The 17,145-nt window shown below is 43.8% G+C and carries 14 protein-coding genes; 8 read left to right on the plus strand and 6 right to left on the minus strand.

Annotated elements, in window-relative coordinates; translation table 11 throughout:
* The first annotated feature begins 36 nt into the window (after positions 1–36).
* A complete protein-coding gene (locus tag IX95_RS14970; protein WP_038161401.1) occupies positions 37–1,692 on the plus strand; it encodes an ABC-ATPase domain-containing protein in 1,656 nt (551 codons plus the stop codon).
* A gap of 33 nt (positions 1,693–1,725) precedes the next feature.
* Here IX95_RS14970 and IX95_RS14975 read toward each other — a convergent pair whose 3' ends face one another.
* Both IX95_RS14975 and IX95_RS14980 read right to left on the minus strand, forming a co-directional pair.
* Entirely contained in the window at positions 1,726–2,343 is a 618-nt protein-coding gene (locus tag IX95_RS14975) for a DNA-J related domain-containing protein (RefSeq protein WP_019276866.1), read from the minus strand.
* A gap of 132 nt (positions 2,344–2,475) precedes the next feature.
* Positions 2,476–3,315, minus strand: a complete 840-nt coding sequence (locus IX95_RS14980) for an isopenicillin N synthase family dioxygenase (RefSeq protein WP_006961067.1) — start codon at positions 3,313–3,315, stop codon at positions 2,476–2,478.
* Positions 3,316–3,546: 231 nt separating this feature from the next.
* Here IX95_RS14980 and IX95_RS14985 point away from each other — a divergent pair, with 231 nt between their 5' ends.
* The gene (locus IX95_RS14985) at positions 3,547–4,167 is read left to right on the plus strand and encodes a DUF2238 domain-containing protein (RefSeq protein WP_038161404.1); all 621 of its coding nucleotides are present in this window, start codon (positions 3,547–3,549) and stop codon (positions 4,165–4,167) included.
* Here the strand turns inward: IX95_RS14985 and cutA are convergent.
* Both cutA and helD read right to left on the minus strand, forming a co-directional pair.
* Entirely contained in the window at positions 4,131–4,451 is a 321-nt protein-coding gene (gene cutA / locus IX95_RS14990; protein ID WP_038161406.1) for a divalent-cation tolerance protein CutA, read from the minus strand. The two genes, IX95_RS14985 and cutA, sit on opposite strands and share 37 nt — an antisense overlap.
* A 15-nt stretch (positions 4,452–4,466) precedes the next feature.
* Positions 4,467–6,533 (minus strand): DNA helicase IV, encoded by a 2,067-nt coding sequence (gene helD, locus IX95_RS14995; RefSeq protein ID WP_038161408.1) that lies wholly within the window; start codon positions 6,531–6,533, stop codon positions 4,467–4,469.
* Between the two features lie 200 nt (positions 6,534–6,733).
* Here helD and yccS point away from each other — a divergent pair, with 200 nt between their 5' ends.
* From yccS to IX95_RS15020, 6 genes are all read left to right on the plus strand, one after another.
* Positions 6,734–8,914 (plus strand): YccS family putative transporter, encoded by a 2,181-nt coding sequence (gene yccS / locus IX95_RS15000; protein ID WP_038161410.1) that lies wholly within the window; start codon positions 6,734–6,736, stop codon positions 8,912–8,914.
* Positions 8,915–9,097: 183 nt separating this feature from the next.
* Positions 9,098–9,259 (plus strand): hypothetical protein, encoded by a 162-nt coding sequence (locus IX95_RS26530; protein WP_006961073.1) that lies wholly within the window; start codon positions 9,098–9,100, stop codon positions 9,257–9,259.
* A 56-nt stretch (positions 9,260–9,315) separates the two neighbouring features.
* The gene (locus IX95_RS15005) at positions 9,316–9,594 is read left to right on the plus strand and encodes a hypothetical protein (protein WP_006961074.1); all 279 of its coding nucleotides are present in this window, start codon (positions 9,316–9,318) and stop codon (positions 9,592–9,594) included.
* A 90-nt stretch (positions 9,595–9,684) separates the two neighbouring features.
* A complete protein-coding gene (locus tag IX95_RS15010) occupies positions 9,685–10,944 on the plus strand; it encodes a hydroxymethylglutaryl-CoA reductase (protein WP_038161970.1) in 1,260 nt (419 codons plus the stop codon).
* Between the two features lie 222 nt (positions 10,945–11,166).
* Positions 11,167–12,699, plus strand: a complete 1,533-nt coding sequence (glpD, locus tag IX95_RS15015; protein WP_038161412.1) for a glycerol-3-phosphate dehydrogenase — start codon at positions 11,167–11,169, stop codon at positions 12,697–12,699.
* Positions 12,700–12,805: 106 nt separating this feature from the next.
* Complete coding sequence (locus IX95_RS15020) at positions 12,806–13,471, plus strand: PilZ domain-containing protein (protein ID WP_038161415.1); 666 nt, start codon at positions 12,806–12,808, stop codon at positions 13,469–13,471.
* On the opposite strand, the gene luxQ is transcribed toward IX95_RS15020, so the two are convergent.
* The gene (gene luxQ / locus IX95_RS15025; RefSeq protein ID WP_038161418.1) at positions 13,457–16,027 is read right to left on the minus strand and encodes a quorum-sensing autoinducer 2 sensor kinase/phosphatase LuxQ; all 2,571 of its coding nucleotides are present in this window, start codon (positions 16,025–16,027) and stop codon (positions 13,457–13,459) included. The two genes, IX95_RS15020 and luxQ, sit on opposite strands and share 15 nt — an antisense overlap.
* Positions 16,027–17,124 (minus strand): autoinducer 2-binding periplasmic protein LuxP, encoded by a 1,098-nt coding sequence (locus tag IX95_RS15030; RefSeq protein ID WP_038161421.1) that lies wholly within the window; start codon positions 17,122–17,124, stop codon positions 16,027–16,029. The genes luxQ and IX95_RS15030 overlap by 1 nt, the downstream gene beginning before the upstream one ends.
* Positions 17,125–17,145: the final 21 nt, after the last annotated feature.

Consider the following 17,145-nt stretch of genomic DNA (forward strand, 5'->3'; position numbering starts at 1 on the left):
TCCTCGCCTTTATTTTATCTCGCTTGTGAATGCCTTATGGATCAGTTAACCGCCACGCTCAAAAAAATCGAAAAACAAAACTATCGCGCTTATCAGCAGATAAAAGGTCAATATGACTTCGGCGATTACACCTTTTTCATCGACTATGTTCAGGCAGACCCTTATGCTTCAGCGTCACGAGTGAGAGCGGTTAGACCATGGTCACTAACCGGTTTACAGTGGCTACGCGAAACGTCCGACGCCTATCAAGTGGCTGCACGTGATTTCATTGCACGTAGTTTTGCTGAATTCGCTAAGCAAGAAAACAGCGTTAGTATTGCTCTAACTGGTCAGACGGTAATGGATAGCACGTCTGTCTTGTTCACAGACGAAGGTATCGAACTTCGATTCCGCGTTAATCTTCCTGCTGAAGGCCGGTCGGTATTAGGTAAAAAGACGAACAACATCCTGACCTTCCACTTACCTAAGTTTATCCGTCGTGCCACATTAGAGCGTGAACTGGATAAAGAAGCACTAGTGCACCACTGTCAAATCGTTGAAGACCAAGAATTCATTCGCGGTAAGTTAGATGAGTATAACTTGCTTGCGTTCGTTGGTAATGGTTCTGTTCTACCTCGAGTGGCTGGTAACTGTGATTTACCCATGAAAGACGCGGTCGCACTGACTGCACCAGAGTCTTTGCAGGTGACTATCGCAACACCAAACCAAGGCGAAATCACTGGTTTAGGCATCCGTAAAGGCATCACTTTGATTGTGGGTGGTGGATTCCACGGTAAGTCTACTCTTCTGAATGCCATAGAACGTTCCATTTACAACCATATTCCAGGTGATGGCCGCGAGCGCATTGTAGCGAATCTAAATGCGATGAAGATTCGGGCAGAAGACGGCCGATGTGTACATAGCCTCAACCTTTCTAACTATATCAATCATCTTCCAATGCAACGTGATACCGAAGATTTCACAACGCAAGATGCATCAGGCTCAACCTCTCAGGCGGCTTGGCTACAGGAATCAATTGAGGCTGGCGTTCAAGGTATTCTGATTGACGAAGACACGTCCGCTACAAACTTCATGATCCGAGATGAGCGCATGCAGGCGTTGGTTAGTAAGGGCGACGAGCCGATCACGCCTTTAGTTGACCGCATTGGCCAGCTACGTAACGAACTTGAAGTTTCAACGGTTATTGTCATGGGTGGTTCCGGCGATTATCTAGACGTGGCTGATACTGTGATTCAAATGCACGATTATCAAGCCGTCGATGTAACGGAAAAAGCACGACAAGTTGTAAAACAACACCCTACAGAACGAAACAACGAGTGTGAAAGTGAGTTCAGCACATTCCGACCAAGATCTTTGAATCGAGCTGCTCTACAAAAAATTCTCGCCGACGGAAAATTCCGCGTTTCAGCGAAGGGCGTCGACTCATTACGATTTGGTAAAGAATTTACCGACCTGTCTGCGCTGGAACAGCTGGAGTCTAGCTCTGAAATCAACGCCATCGGTTGGTTGTGGTTTCAGCTAGCACAATTGCCAGGCTGGTCGAACAATCCAGCTAAGGAAATACAGCAAATGCTTGAGGGTGATTGGTCTAAGAATATGCCAAATCAGGGTGACTTGGCCAAACCTCGCACTATAGATGCAATGGCAGCATTGAACCGAATGAGAAAATCACAGTTCAAATCAGCAAATTAACCAAAAAGCGCCTTATTCAATAAGGCGCTTTTTTCAATGTCTTAATACATGCCAAGCTTCACACAGTACGCGGAAGCGATCACTATTTCCGTTTTCTCTATCAGGGTGCCATTTCAGCGCCAGTTTACGCCAAGTCTTGCGGATTTCAGTTGGGCTCGCGTCGTGTGGGAGTTTAAACAAAGACAACGCTTTCGCTCGATCCATGTCACCGCCGTTAGTACTGCCAACAAATTCACGATAACGAGTCCAGAACTCATTCAGCAGCCTCTTAACTTCCCCCTCTTCTGCTTCGTAATTGTGCCAATCGAGATAATAATCACGCAAAGGGTCTTCATGATCAACTTCATGTCCAAAGACTCTAGATTGAGGCATCAGCACGATATCCATCGCTTGCACCTGTAGCCAGTTGTCTGGGTACAAGGTTTCTTGCAATTGGTACAATGCATTCATAATAAGAAAATTACGCTTGAAGAGGTCTTTCTCGGGCGAACCGTCTAACACTGGCAGTAGCTCTAGCTCGCTGAGATGGGAAGATAGTGTATGAACTTTCCATCCTGAAGGCTGTTTTCTGAGAACTTCCATAATAGGCCACAGCAAAGGATTCTCCATATACTGCTGGAACTGGGCCGCGACTTCCTGATGTTCGTTCATATCCACTCTACGACGGGTTTATTTTTAATGAAAATGCAAAATGGCCCATTTGTCGAGAGATTATCTCAGAATTGACGATCATCACCCAAAAAAAGAGCCAGCATTTGCTGGCTCTTTCTTGGAAATTCGTGGTTAGATAACACCTAGCTCACGTAGTCGCTCCATCAGGTAGCTGCCTGCTGTATGGCGCTCTGAAAGAACAACTTCTGGTTTCGGGTGCAGGAACAGTGGCAATGAAATGCGTGATGTTTCCTGACGTTCACCTGTAGGGTTGATAACACGGTGTGTTGTTGATGGGAAATAGCCACCAGATGCTTCTTGAAGCATGTCACCGATGTTGATGATCAAGTTACCAAAGTCACAAGGTACATCAATCCAGTTACCATCTTTACCTTTAACCTGAAGACCTGGTTCGTTCGCTGCTGGAAGAACCGTTAGAAGGTTAATATCTTCATGCGCAGCTGCACGGATTGCACCTGGTTCCTCGTCACCTGTCATTGGTGGGTAATGAAGAATACGAAGTAGCGTTTTGTCACTACCATTGATCATTTCAGATAGAGCAACAGAGAATTTCTCCTGCACATCTTTTGGTGCATAAGCTTCAACCCAGCCTAATAGTTCTTGAGCGAACTTGTTGGCACGATCATAGTAATCCATGATCTGTTCTTTAAGCTCTTCTGGCATTTGGCCCCAAGGATATACATGGAAATATTCTTTAATATCCTTAACTGTATGCCCTTTTGCAACTTCAGAAACTGAAGGTGGGAAGTAACCGTCTTGAGTTTCAACATTATAAGTAAACTCGTTCTTGCGCTCAGTCATAAAGAACTGATACCAGTTCTCATAGATAGACTCTACAAGCTCTTTAGGAATCGGGTGGTTTTTCAATACACCGAATCCAGTCTCACGCAGTGAGGTAACAAATTGCTGAGCAGCATCTTCAGCTAGATAATCGACAGTTTCCAGTTTCATGGCTTTACTTTGAGTAGTTATTTAATAGTTGGAGCGGCAATTTTAAGTGTGACATATAGGTAAATCAAACTTTGATGAAATGAAACAGACAGTTTGAGCGTTAAATGTGCGATGTTTACGCGTTTCAACATAAATAGTTAATTATTAGTTGACGAAAACGTTCAAATGAACAATTGAACGCCGTTTTATTAAATGGCATGATATATAGAAATGTATTCAGGGAACCTTTCAATGAACTCAAACAACAGGTCTTCATTTTCGCTTTTAAGTGGTTTAACGGCTTCTTACGCTCTGGTCTTTTTGTTTTCCGCTTTCGAGCCTTCTTCACGCGCAGTTTGGATAGCTGAAATCATTCCAGCGATTGGTATTCTGGTACTTATATGGCTTGTATCGCGTCAGTTTCAGTTTTCTAATACCGCATACTGCCTGATGTTTATCTGGCTTACATTGCACACCATCGGTGCCAAATACACATTTGCCGAAGTACCATTTGACTGGTTTAACAACTTAATTGGTTCAGAAAGAAACAACTTTGATCGTGTGGCGCACTTCTCTATCGGTTTGTACGCCTACCCTATAGCCGAATACTTGATCAAAAAACGGTTAATGAGCACAAAGCTAGCAATCGCTTTTGCTCTATTTGCGATCATGTCTCTGGCTGCAGGCTATGAAATTGTTGAGTGGTGGTACGCTGCCCTCGCGGGAGGCGACGAAGGCAGCGCGTTTTTAGGGTCTCAAGGTGATATTTGGGATGCACAAAAAGACATGCTTATGGATACGCTGGGTGCACTTACTGCTCTGAGCTTGCTAGTGTCTCAGCAACGGGTGTTTTCTTCAATCCAAGCAAGGTAAGGATTAAACCCTTCAGTAAACGGAACTTGAACAACTTGAGGTACCTCATAGTCATGATTGGAAACGATCACTTGTTCAAGTTCCGCATAGCAGGCTTTTTTGGTTTTGATGATCAACAGGGTTTCGTTGTCACAACAAACTTCACCTTCCCAGATATAATGGCTATTGACTGGCATGGTCTGAATGCAGGCCGCCAGTTCTTTCTTCAATACTGAGTTGATGATTTTCTGTGTGATTTCATCACTATTTGTTGTCGTTAGCGTAATGCAGAACTGGCCACTCATACTTAATCCAACTCCCTATTTCTTAACTATTACCGGATAATCTTGTTCAGTAAGCTCTTTGACAAAACTCGAGCCTGAACCTGTATAAGTTATCCAAACTTTTTTCTTCGCTCGCGTCAGAGCAACATAAAACAGTCGGCGTTCTTCAGCATAAGGGAACATATCTTCAGACTGAGTCAAGGCTCCATCAATATGAAGCGCTTTAACCCGTGCAGGAAACTGCCCTTCATCCACAGACAGAACAATAACAAAATCCGCTTCTTTGCCTTTACTCGCATGACAGGTCATAAATTCAATCGACAACAAAGCGAACTGTTTCTGCCATTCAGAAAGAAGCTCCGGCTTGTGATAATGATTTCTCCCGAGAAGCAATACAGTTTGCGTACTTTTAGCTTTTCGGTTGAGTTCGTCCAATATTTTCTCAACAGTGTTACTCGGTGCCAGCGTTACAGCTTTCGCCTTCTGCTCTTTGTGGCTCTGCAACACTTTTTCGAGCTGTGCTGGGTTCTGCTGAACAAATTGGTTTGCCACTTCCCCAATCTGATTGTTGAAGCGGTAGGTCGTATCAAGATGATGGATCGTAGAATGTGGGAAGCGTTCGGCAAATCCTGTCGTCAAATCAACATCCGCGCCTGCAAATTCATAAATAGACTGCCAGTCGTCCCCCACTGCAAATAGTACACAGTTGCGCTCATCCTTCTGTTGACATAACGCTTCTACCAACGCCAACCGCTGAGGTGAGATGTCCTGATACTCATCTATCATGATGTACTTCCAAGGTGCCTTGAACTTACCTTTCATCACGTGCTGTGTCGCTTTAGTGATCATAATATTGAAATCAATATGACCTTCCGACTTAAGCATATCCAGCCACGCTTGATAACAAGGCCACACCAACGCAAGCTCACTATTCAGGCGAGTATAATCGTTGTGATCCACCAGCCTTTGTTGAATTTCTTTTTTCGTGCAGCCCATCGCCGATAGCTGATTCAATTGTTTATTTAGCCAAGCGATCAGCTTTGGGTTTTCAACGTGACTACCAAGCTCATCATCACCCGCTAAATAGGCTATTGGCCATTTTTGTAGATGTTTTTGCCAACGTTTGAAAGCGGTAGGTGTCATCCAGTGCTTTTTAAGCCAATTTACGCACCATGCACTTTTTAGGTTGTCATCCAAGGCAATGGGAGAAATAGTGACTGAATCTTTTTCAACCTGATTTAGAATCTTAAGACCAAGTTGGTGGAATGTGTTTACTGTCACCTGTTCAGCGCTAAGCCCGATTTTGTTTTCGAGACGTTGTTTCATCTCTTCTGCTGCATCGCGGCCAAAAGCTAACATAAGAATGTCTTCAGCTTGCGCTAAATGACTTTGCAACAAATAAGCGACACGTGCTGTTAAAACACTGGTTTTACCTGATCCTGCCCCTGCCAGTACCAAGTTGTTGTCATCGTTAAGTAAGACAGCTTGTTGTTGAGACAAATTCAATGGCGAAGACTCGATTTGTGAAAAGAGTACTTTCCAGTTTTCTAACTCAGTGACCATCCAACGTTGGTTTCGTGTAGCCATCACCTCATCGGTGTCATCAATCCAAGGTAAAATATCAGACATACGATCCGGCATTCGCAAAAGCGCATCTTCAAGCGTCATTTCCATGGTTAAAAAGTCGCGATTCATCTTTTCAAGCCATGCATTGACCGTAGAATGGGTTAAAAACGCAGGCTGGCGTTCAAAACCACGCACTTCCATTTCCCATTCAGGTAAAAACTTATTGAGTTGAACGCACTGATGGTGGTGCCACTTCTGATAGGAAGCCACCGCTAATCGGGCAAAGTCGCGGCAACGCTCCAATGGCAATCCCTGAATTAACCAGGACTGCTGTTTTCCCTCTTCTGGGTGCGCAAAGAATTGCAGACCTCCCCAGAAAAGGCCACGCTTAAGTTTAACTTTGCCGTTCCAGACATTAAAAGGAATGCGCTCTTCGCTGCCCCGAGAGCTTAATACGAGAAAATCAGATTCTAGAGAAACCTGATGATATTCATTTTGAATAAGATATTGTGCAGTCTTGTTGGCGATTAGCTGCATTCTTGTTTTGTCCTTGAATTCAATTGCCGACATCATAACTCAACCGGATTGAAGAATGAAAAGATCCTGTCAATATCTACTGCTAAGCTCACGGTGTAGAAAAGGTAATCAAACAGACTTGTTTCTTTATCTGTATCAGAAGTTTACCATTGACTATTAGGTACAATAGTCAGTATCAAGTAACTCTAAGAATCGATAACGTGCAATTTTTCAGTCAGCTCCGCCTTTTTTGGGTAAACAAGACCATTAACTACAGCCTGCTCATTCTGGTGACTCTGTTGGGTGTCGTCATTCCTAGCTGGTACTACCCTATTGATGCCTACATCATCCCGCTTATTTTAGGCGTGATCGCAGCAGCACTGGCTGAAAGCGATGACAATTTCACAGGCCGACTCAAATCTATTGTGTTAACGCTGGCTTGTTTCGCTATTGCATCGTTTTCTATCGAGTTGCTGTTTGAAACTCCCATTCTATTCGCAGCCGGATTATTTGCGTCTACTTTTGGTTTTATCATGCTTGGAGCAATAGGCCCTAGATACGCCAGTATCGCGTTTGGGTCGCTGCTTATCGCCATTTACACGATGTTAGGCGCTCATGAAAGCACCAACATATGGCTACAGCCTATAATGTTACTTTCAGGCGCGGCGTGGTATTTCTTTATGTCGATAGTTTGGTCAGCGTTGTGGCCTATGCAGCCCGTTCAACAAAGCCTAGCGACCGTTTTTCTTCAATTAGCTAACTACCTCGAATCTAGAAGCCAGTTATTCCACCCTGTTACCAATTTAGAGCCTCAGCCTTTCCGGATTAAAGAAGCAACACTCAACGCAGCCACGGTTACAGCATTAAACCTGTGTAAAGCCACATTGCTCAGCCGTTCAAAACGAGGTCATGTGGATGGCGCAAGCGACCGATTTCTCAATATTTACTTCCTCGCTCAAGATATTCACGAACGAGTCAGCTCCAGCCACTACCGTTATCAGGAGTTAGCTGAGCACTTTGGTCGTTCGGACGTTTTATTCAGGTTTAAACATTTACTGGAAACCCAAGCTCAAGCGTGTCGAAACATCGCTCAGGCCATTCGGTTAGGGAAAGAGTATCAACACAGCGAGGACTCCGTCGTTGCATTGGATGAGTTAATGAGCTCGCTTACTCATCTACAGGAACAAAATAATCCCCAGTGGAAATCCCTTCTTAACCAACTCAATTACCTGTTCAATAACCTTGCGACAGTAGAAAAGCAACTCAGTAACATCAGTAACCCCGATGCCAGTGCATTGGAAGAGGATGTACTTGATGATACAGAGGCTCATACACTTAAAGCGATGTGGCTACGTATTACATCCAATCTAAACAAAGATTCGATGTTGTTTCGTCACGCAATCCGCATGTCTATCGCTCTGACCGCTGGCTATGGAATCATTCAGGCTTTCGGTATCGAAAGAGGCTATTGGATCCTACTGACGACCTTGTTCGTCTGTCAGCCTAACTACAGTGCTACACGACAGAAGCTCGTCGCTAGAGTATTAGGCACCATTGCAGGCTTATTGATTGGTGTACCGTTATTAACGTTCTTCCCTTCTCAGGAGAGCCAACTGGTCTTTATTGTCGTATCCGGTGTTGCCTTCTTTGCTTTCCGGTTGGCAAATTACGGTTACGCTACAGGCTTTATCACTGTATTGGTTTTATTCTGCTTTCACCAACTTGGAGAAGGCTATGCAGTCGTTCTACCACGCTTAGCCGATACGATTATTGGCTGCGCTTTAGCAGTAGTTGCCGTCGCTCTAATTTTGCCAGATTGGCAGTCAAAACGACTCCACACTGTTATGGCAGATACAATTCAAGCAAATCGAAGCTACCTTGCACAGATCATTGGTCAATACCGGATAGGTAAGAAAGACAGTCTCACCTATCGAGTCGCGCGGCGAAGTGCCCATAACCATGACGCTAATCTGACTAACGCGATCAGTTCCATGCTCGCTGAGCCAGGTCGGTATCGTTCAGCGGTAGATGAGAGCTTTCGTTTCTTAACCTTAAGCCACGCGCTACTCAGTTACATCTCTGCGTTAGGTGCTCATAGAACGAGAATTAACGACGAGGACACGCATAAGCTCGTACTCGATGCGCATCGGGTTATCCACCACCATTTGGACATTTTGTTTAATCAGTTGAACGACCATTGTGATACCTGCGATACCAGTGACATCGATGATCCAGCAATGGAGGCAAGGTTGGCTGAATGGCGTGAAGAAGATGACAATTCCGTTAAAATGGTCTTACAGCAGTTGTACCTTATATACAGAATGCTGCCTGAATTACACTCATTAGCAAGCAAGTTCGCAGTGCGCGTAAATCAATCAGATACTATCGATAAAAAGCACTAATTATAAGGGGCCTCGTTGCGGTCTCCTTCACCTTTCTCTAACACTACCTGACATTATCCGGACAAAACTTCACCTCTATTCCATAAACTGGAGTCAGATAATTCTTACGGGAGTAAGAAGATGAAAGGAAACATCTCTTGCTTTTCGAACCAGAAAACTGGATTGATTCGGAGGCAGCCTAATATGAACCCTAAACAGTTTGAACTGTTCAAAGAACAGATAAAAAATTTAAGCCCTCAGCAATTGCGTGCACTAAAGGGCGAGATAACAGAAACACTAGAAGGCTCACGACCTGTTTTGGTAACGGATGAAGAGCAGAAGCTCATCTCTAGCCTGTTTTCTTAGCACAACTTGCTGAAAACGCAAACACACCTTAAGCTTAAGTTATATAGGGGGTGTCCATGTCAGTTTCCTCAGTTCAGCCAGGTTATCAACTGATCGAACAGTCATCAAAAATGGCTGACGAAGCTGCGCGTGAGATCAATCAAGTCCACAAACCCAACCCTATTCAAAAAGACGAATCCTATGAGTTCAATAAAGTTGAATTCAAACAACCAGAACCCTCCGACATCGAACCCATGATCAAACTGACTCAAGCCGAGCAATACAGCCGCATTGGGACAAATATGCTACAACGTGATCAAGAAATGATTGGTACATTACTCGACGTACACGTGTAGCTGGAAATTTGTACCAATAGGTAAACAAGATATTGTCTTCCCGTTCAGAGTCGTTAGAATCCACTGATAATTTTAATGTCTGTTTTCGCTATGCCCAAACTAAACTTGTCTCACCATGACAATAATCCAGTCTTCAATCAAGGGCCACAATCCGAACAACTCGAACAACTAATGAGCCCCCATTTTGAGAGGCCCGCTTTGCGGTTAACACCAAGCCCTTATATCTCTGAGAAAAATTTGGCTAAACGTTGGGATAAGCTCAGTCCGTTGACTGATCGTGACGCGCTGCTCGACCCAGTAACCGAGCAACAAGCTGAGCTCTACAATAAGAACATCGAACACTTTATCGGTACAGTGAAACTACCCGTTGGTCTTGCTGGACCTCTACGAGTCAATGGCTTGCATGCCAATGGCGATTACTTTATCCCACTCGCGACAACCGAAGCTGCTTTGGTCGCCTCCTATAATCGAGGCTCACAATTAATTACTGCAGCGGGAGGCGCTAGCGCAATGCTTTTAAACGAAGGAGTCACCCGAACTCCTGTGTTTGAGTTTCAAAACCTTGCAGACGCTGGTCAGTTCGTAGCATGGGTTGTCACCCAATATGACCATTTCAAGCAAGTGGCAGAATCGACCACCTCGCATGGTCAGTTGCACGACATTAACATCAATATTGAAGGTAACCATGTCTATCTAATTTTTGAGTTTCATACTGGTGACGCTTCTGGCCAGAACATGGTGACAATCGCAACCAATGAAGTCTTCAATTACATATTGGATCACTCCCCTATCTCGCCTCAAGATGCCTTCCTTGATGGCAATCTCTCTGGTGACAAGAAGCCAAATGCGCACACCCTACGTCATGTTCGTGGTAAAAAAGTGACCGCTGAAATTCAACTAACCAGAGAGCTGGTCGAAAAGTACTTGCATACCACACCCGAGCAAATGGTTAAGTTCGGTCAGATGACCACAACAGGCGCCGCTTTGAGTGGTTCTATTGGTGTAAACGCTCATTATGCGAATGCACTTGCCGCACTATATATTGCCTGTGGTCAGGATGCTGCGTGTGTATCTGAGTCGGCAATAGGCATTACTCGCATGGAGTTGAACAAACAAGGTGGGTTATATGCGTGTGTCACTCTTCCAAACTTGATGGTTGGAACCGTGGGTGGAGGAACACATTTGCCTAGCCAAAAAGCCTGTCTGGAGTTGATGGGGCTGTTAGGTACAGGAAAAGCAAAAGCCCTTGCGGAAGTCGCTGCAGTGCTATGTCTCGCAGGTGAACTTTCAATTGTTGGTGCATTTTGCGCCGGACACTTTTCACGAGCTCATCAAAAGCTTGCAAGATAGCACCTAGCTAGCTCTTTCGTTAATTAAGGCCCTCGATAAATCGAGGGCCTTTTTTTGTTCCTTAATTTTCTTTTAATCAAAAAAAACACTCAATTAACTTTCGAAACACACTCATTAGAATGATCTAGATCATATTTAGTGAGGTAAAATCTAACATCTGTGATTATAATGTGGTTATATTGCTCAAAACAAATGCTCGTTCGAACATTAGGAATCAAAAAGATGACCGTTAGTTACTTAAAAGAACAAAAAGAACAAGAATTGCTGGACTTAATAGTTGTCGGAGGTGGCATTAATGGTGCCGGTATCGCAGTGGACGCAGCAGGTCGAGGCTTAAAAGTCGGCCTATATGAAGCACAAGATTTTGCTGGCGCGACCTCTTCTGCCAGTTCAAAATTGATTCATGGTGGACTTCGATATTTAGAACATTATGAATTCCGCTTGGTAGGTGAAGCTTTAGCAGAACGTGAAGTTTTACTCGCTAAAGCACCACACATCGCTTTTCCCATGCGTTTTAGGTTGCCTCACCGACCATTTCTTCGCCCTGCTTGGATGATCAGAGCAGGTTTGTTCCTATATGATCATTTGGGAAAACGAACCTCTCTGCCTAGCAGTAAGAAGATTAAGCTAGATAATGAGAATGTTACCTTACCTGAACTGAACGTTGGCTTTGAATACTCAGATTGTTGGGTCGATGATGCGCGATTGGTTGTCCTTAACGTCATCCAAGCTCAAGAACTAGGTGCCGAGGTCAGTAACTATTGTAAAGTCACTAAGGCTCAGCGTATTGAAGGCATCTGGCACGTAGAGCTATACGATCAACGTACATGTAAAACGTTTTTCAGGAAAGCGAAAGCGCTCGTAAACGCAACGGGTCCATGGGTAAAAGAATTCCTGACCGAGAACACTAAACTGCCTTCCCCTTACGGTATTCGATTGATCAAAGGCTCTCATATCATCGTTCCAAAAATTCATGATGAAGAGCAGGCTTACATCATGCAAAATGAAGATAACCGTATTGTGTTTGTCATTCCTTACCTCGGTAAGTTCTCGATGATCGGAACTACAGATGTCGAATACAAAGGTGACCCTCGTAAAGTCGCGATTAGTGAAGAAGAGAAACAATATCTGATCGATGTGACGAATCAGCACTTCCGCAAACAAATCACGATCGATGATGTTGTTGCTGATTTTAGTGGCGTGAGACCACTTTGTGATGATGAGTCAGATTCACCACAGGCGATTACTCGAGATTACACACTCTCACTGGATCATAAAGATGGAGAAGCACCTTTACTTTCCATCTTTGGCGGTAAATTAACAACTTACAGAAAGCTATCTGAATCTGCGATGCAGCATCTTTCTCCATACTTCAACTTGAAAGAGTCTTGGACAAAGAACGCCCCACTTCCTGGTGGCGAAGACTTCACATGGGAAAAGATGGAAGCTCAATTGGCGAAGCAAGTTCCATTTATAGACAATGAAACACGCTTACGCTGGCTAAGAGCTTACGGCAGCCGCGTTGAACAGCTTCTAGAAGGTGTGAGCACAGAGCAAGATCTTGGTATCAAGTTCTCTGCAGGAATCTATCAAAAAGAAATCGACTATCTGGTAAAGCATGAGCTTGGCACCAACGCTGAAGATGTCTTAAAGCGCCGAAGCAAACTTCACCTATTATGCGACCAAGAATGCTATCAAGCTATTGAGAGCTACCTTGATGGAACTGAATACAGTATCCACGAACAATGCGCCTAACAAACTGGGGGCTAAGCCCCCATTTTTAGTTTCAGAAGTTACACTTGTTCATGAAGGGAGTATATTTAAAAAGATATCGTTCAAATAATAATAAGATGTTTTGACCATGCCCTCTGTGAATGACGCTGCAACTGAACTTGTTAAATTACTTATTCCCGGAATGCGACTCTCTGCAACCATTGAGTTTGGCCCTGCCGATCAATACCCGTTTAACACCCACTATGTTGGCTGTAAAACTAATCAGTTTCTCATCATTGATTTACCTCAGAAAGCAAAAGAATCGCTTGTCATGAGAAAACTAAACAATGCGGTAATAGTGGTAAGGGGAATAACGAATACCAAACTCGGTCATATCGTTGCCTTTAAGACCTCTGTCATTTCTCAAATCAGTTCACCCGGACATCTGATTTTCCTTCGTATGCCTCAGCACTTCGCTTCTAAACCTATACGCGAGCATGAAAGGTATGCTTTGGACATTCCTATTGAGGTCAAAGCAAACACCATCAGTTATAAAGCTGCTATGGTCGATTTTTCAGTTTCTGGATGCGCATTTTTTATTTCAGGTGAGTGTGAATTAAAGAAAAGCAGCAATATAGAGTTGGACACACCGCTAAATGAGCTAATCCCAGAAGATCTTAAATATACTATCGTCGGGATTCAGAAAGAAAAGAAAGGCCATCGCTTTGGCATAAAGTTCAGTGAGGAAATTGAAATGTCTGATGAATTGAAGCAAGAGTTGCTAGAGCAATCTGCGCTATCAACACTCTTCTAGCTTGGTAAGATACTCTTCTTTGTAATGAATGAATGCCTGATTTAGAGCTAGTTCTTTAATTGGTTTGACAATTACATAGTCGGCGCCAACGCTCAAAAATGCGCGTTTGGTGTCCTGCATTCCGTCAGCAGTACAGGCAAAGATAGGAATATCAAGTTTCAAATCTTCGCGGATGATTTTAGTCGTTTCAATACCACCTAAATTTGGCAGTTGATTATCCATCAAGATTAGATCGACGTTATCCGATTTCTTCAGATGATCGATAGCATTATGCCCATCCTGAACCCAAGCCACCTCCATTCCATATTTTTCACAGAACGCCTTCGCAATAAATGCATTGGTATGATTGTCTTCGACAAGTAAAACATTCAATGTTCTATCAAACAGGTTTTCAGGCTCAATCAGGAATGTACTGGTTTCAACCTGCTCAACGGACTCAGTCAGTTCAATCGGTACAGATAAACTGAATTTAGTCCCACAGCCTATAGAACTTTCAATCTCAATCTGTCCATTTAGCATCTCGACTAAACTGTGAACTATCGCTAAACCAAGTCCACTTCCGCCATATTCGCGTGTTGTCGTCGCTTCGGCTTGCACGAAAGGTTCGAAGATATGAGAAATACGCTCACGTTCAATGCCGATCCCCGTATCCCTAACACTGATATTCAAGCGCGATTCTGGACTTTCGCCATCACAAAATAGTGACACCGTTACCTCACCTTCGTGAGTAAATTTAATTGCGTTACTGACCAAGTTAAACAAGATTTGATTCAACCTGACCTGATCACTATGAGCGAAAGTGTTATTGCTGACATTAGTTTCCACAACAAATCCAATGCCTTTTTCATCACACAATGGCGTATAGATTTTTTCAACGGCGCTGATCAATTCGACCAAGCGAAAATCGGCAGATTGAATATGGAACTTACCCTGCTCGATCTTAGAAAAATCAAGAATGTCATTCAATACCGCAAGCAGGTGTTCACCGCTGTTACACAGTACGTCTAAATGCTCTATATCGTCTGTATTAGATATTTTCCCTTTAAGCAACTGGGAAACGCCTAAAATTCCGTTAAGTGGCGTCCGCAATTCATGGCTCATCTTAGCTAAGAAATCCGCCCGTACTCTTGCAGATTCTTCAGCTTCTTTTCTTGCCGCTTGGCTTTGAATCTCAGCATCGACAAAGCTGGTCACATCCTGACCTTGCGCCATGATATTGTTAATACCCTTATCGACAAAGATGGGGGAAAGGTTCCAGCGATAAGTTTTCTCTCTAATGGCAATATTAATACCCGTTAGCGTTGCTCCTTTCGCACACATGCGAATATGTGGCCCGAGCTTCTCAACCAAAAGCTGATAATCATTTTGCTTATCACCCATTTCTACACGAAAACTGCGCTCTGCGGCTGGGTTGCTTCTAATCAATTTTCCTTCGACATCCCAAAGAGTAATGGGAGAAAGGGAGAAATTGAACAAATCAGCAAATTGCTTTTCTTGCTCGCTTAAACGTTGGAATGACAGTTCAAATGATTGACCAATTTGATCAAATTCTTCAATCGGAGAGCCAGGAAACTTACTGGCATCTTTAATATCGACCGTACTTTCGGTATAGCGCATTAAGTTAGCAAGTTCTTTCGATACACGTTTTCCAAGCCACAAGCGGCTATAAATCGCAATGACAACCAAAAGTAACCCTGCTACTGCCACCCATATATAGTGGCTTCGCATAAGGATCACGATAGATTGATTATCTTGAATGGTGTAAATCGATAGAAAGGTTGCCACATTGCTAATGGTCAGGTCTGTCTTAGATACCATGTATTTACTGGCGGTGAAATCCAACGCAGACTCTTCAAGCCATTCAATGTGCCGGAAATCTTTGTCTTTGGTGCTCGAGGCGATCACTTCTGAGCCAACAGAAAGCAGGATTTGATCTGCGTTACTACCTCTCAAGAGAGCATTGATCAACGCAAAGTTATTGTTCATCACAACGCCAATGTGGAGATAACCCAGTACTTCGCCAGAAGCCATGTTAATGATAGGCACCCGACGAACCATCAGATAACGCGTACCTAACAAGGATGGAGTTTGTGACAAGTGCCAACTGCCCCCTGTGGTCATATCATCACTTAGATGAGAAAGCTGATCGGGTGAGATACCATAGAACTGGTAATTAGAGTCATCCCAGACGACTTCTGTTTCCGCTGTGATAAAACGAAAATCAGGCGCCAACTCTGGAGCGGCTTGGTCAATGCCATTAAAAAAGCGATCCAGTCCATTTACGTCAGATTCAGCAAAAGCCTCAATCAAAGATTCATTGCGACTGTAACTGTCTTGCTGGATTTCTAGGGCTTTAAGTCGGAAGTTGAAAATTTGCTGCACTAAGCTTTGCGTTTGCAGCTTTGAGCGCGCCACCTCTTGGGAGACGACCTGGCGATTTACTTGATAGTTCTGGAACACCATCACCAACGATAAGACACCGATAGTGAGGAATATAGAACGGGTAAGTAATGTGGCGAGACGACTTTTGCTGCCTCGCCTCGTTAACAATGCCATTATTGATCCGAGTACCTAAACGCTCTCTGCTTTAATTTCTCAACTTTTGAAGGGCTATCCGCTCTGGTCACTATTTCAAAGTCACCAGAGTAGACGTGCGGTACATCTTTACCTTCAAGATCCCACTTAATAGCTTCTGCCATAGCAATACCAGTGTCATCATTCATTCTCATGGCTGTAACATCTAGATCACCTTTAGAAATAGCCTCCAACTCGGCGCTACCACCACCCCAACCATTAATAAGAATATCTTCTCTCTTCATCGATTTAAGTGCTTCTACAGCTCCTAAGGCAACATCTGTAGAGCACGCATATATGAAGGAGATACTTGGATCTTTCTCTACCGCTTTAACGGCAGCGTTAAACCCAGATTCTCGAGTCGCTGTAGTGTAGTACGATGAAGATAGCTTGTACGACTCATGATGACTCATTTCTTCAATGAACGTGTCACCACGAGCGTCACTCACGTAACCTTCAGAAAAGTAAAGCACCGAGTAGCGGCTTTCTTTTGGGATGGTGTCTTTGTAGTACTGCTGAAGAATTCGGGCGCCTTTGATGTGATCGAAACCCACATACATGAAAGGCTGTTGATCGTCCCAAGCTCTAACAGGGGTTGTGATATTTTGCAGAATGAGCTTGGTATCGGTTGAACTCAAAACATGTTCAATAAATTTGCGGTGACGAGTCGTATCAAGCGTGAATATCAAGTAGTCAGCTTTATTTTGAACCGCTTCAAGCAACGAAAGACTTTGTTGTCTGACATCGAGATTCGGCCGAGTAAAAACTTGGTTTATCTTGTAGCTGATTCCTAACTTTTCTAAACGAGTTTCAAAAGCTTTGATATTTCGAACCCAATAGTCCGAAATCTGCTGCCCAGGATAAACCACAGCAATAGAAACTGGCTTATCTTGCTTCGCCGAAATCGGAGTTGGGTAATTTCTTACTGTTTCAGACAACGCATCCGTTAACTGCTTCTGTACGGGATGGGAATCGAGATATTCGTCGTATTGCCAGTAACCATTGAGGACTTGTGTAGTGTGTGCCTGACTTGTCGCTGATACAGCGACCGCCAATGATAACAGCGTTGCTTTAAACATTGTTTGCCCTCTTGGATACCT

Origin of the sequence: Vibrio sp. B183, from assembly GCF_000740665.1 — a bacterium.
Classification (GTDB): Bacteria; Pseudomonadota; Gammaproteobacteria; order Enterobacterales; family Vibrionaceae; genus Vibrio; species Vibrio coralliilyticus.

Bases quoted from the DNA above. Each gene is read 5' to 3' on its own strand.
- IX95_RS15030 (WP_038161421.1), bottom strand. From the start codon at position 17,124: ATGTTTAAAGCAACGCTGTTATCATTGGCGGTCGCTGTATCAGCGACA.
- IX95_RS15020 (WP_038161415.1), top strand. From the start codon at position 12,806: ATGCCCTCTGTGAATGACGCTGCAACTGAACTTGTTAAATTACTTATT.
- IX95_RS14985 (WP_038161404.1), top strand. From the start codon at position 3,547: ATGAACTCAAACAACAGGTCTTCATTTTCGCTTTTAAGTGGTTTAACG.
- IX95_RS15005 (WP_006961074.1), top strand. From the start codon at position 9,316: ATGTCAGTTTCCTCAGTTCAGCCAGGTTATCAACTGATCGAACAGTCA.
- IX95_RS26530 (WP_006961073.1), top strand. From the start codon at position 9,098: ATGAACCCTAAACAGTTTGAACTGTTCAAAGAACAGATAAAAAATTTA.
- IX95_RS14975 (WP_019276866.1), bottom strand. From the start codon at position 2,343: ATGAACGAACATCAGGAAGTCGCGGCCCAGTTCCAGCAGTATATGGAG.
- glpD (WP_038161412.1), top strand. From the start codon at position 11,167: ATGACCGTTAGTTACTTAAAAGAACAAAAAGAACAAGAATTGCTGGAC.
- luxQ (WP_038161418.1), bottom strand. From the start codon at position 16,027: ATGGCATTGTTAACGAGGCGAGGCAGCAAAAGTCGTCTCGCCACATTA.
- helD (WP_038161408.1), bottom strand. From the start codon at position 6,533: ATGCAGCTAATCGCCAACAAGACTGCACAATATCTTATTCAAAATGAA.
- IX95_RS14980 (WP_006961067.1), bottom strand. From the start codon at position 3,315: ATGAAACTGGAAACTGTCGATTATCTAGCTGAAGATGCTGCTCAGCAA.
- IX95_RS15010 (WP_038161970.1), top strand. From the start codon at position 9,685: ATGCCCAAACTAAACTTGTCTCACCATGACAATAATCCAGTCTTCAAT.
- cutA (WP_038161406.1), bottom strand. From the start codon at position 4,451: ATGAGTGGCCAGTTCTGCATTACGCTAACGACAACAAATAGTGATGAA.
- IX95_RS14970 (WP_038161401.1), top strand. From the start codon at position 37: ATGGATCAGTTAACCGCCACGCTCAAAAAAATCGAAAAACAAAACTAT.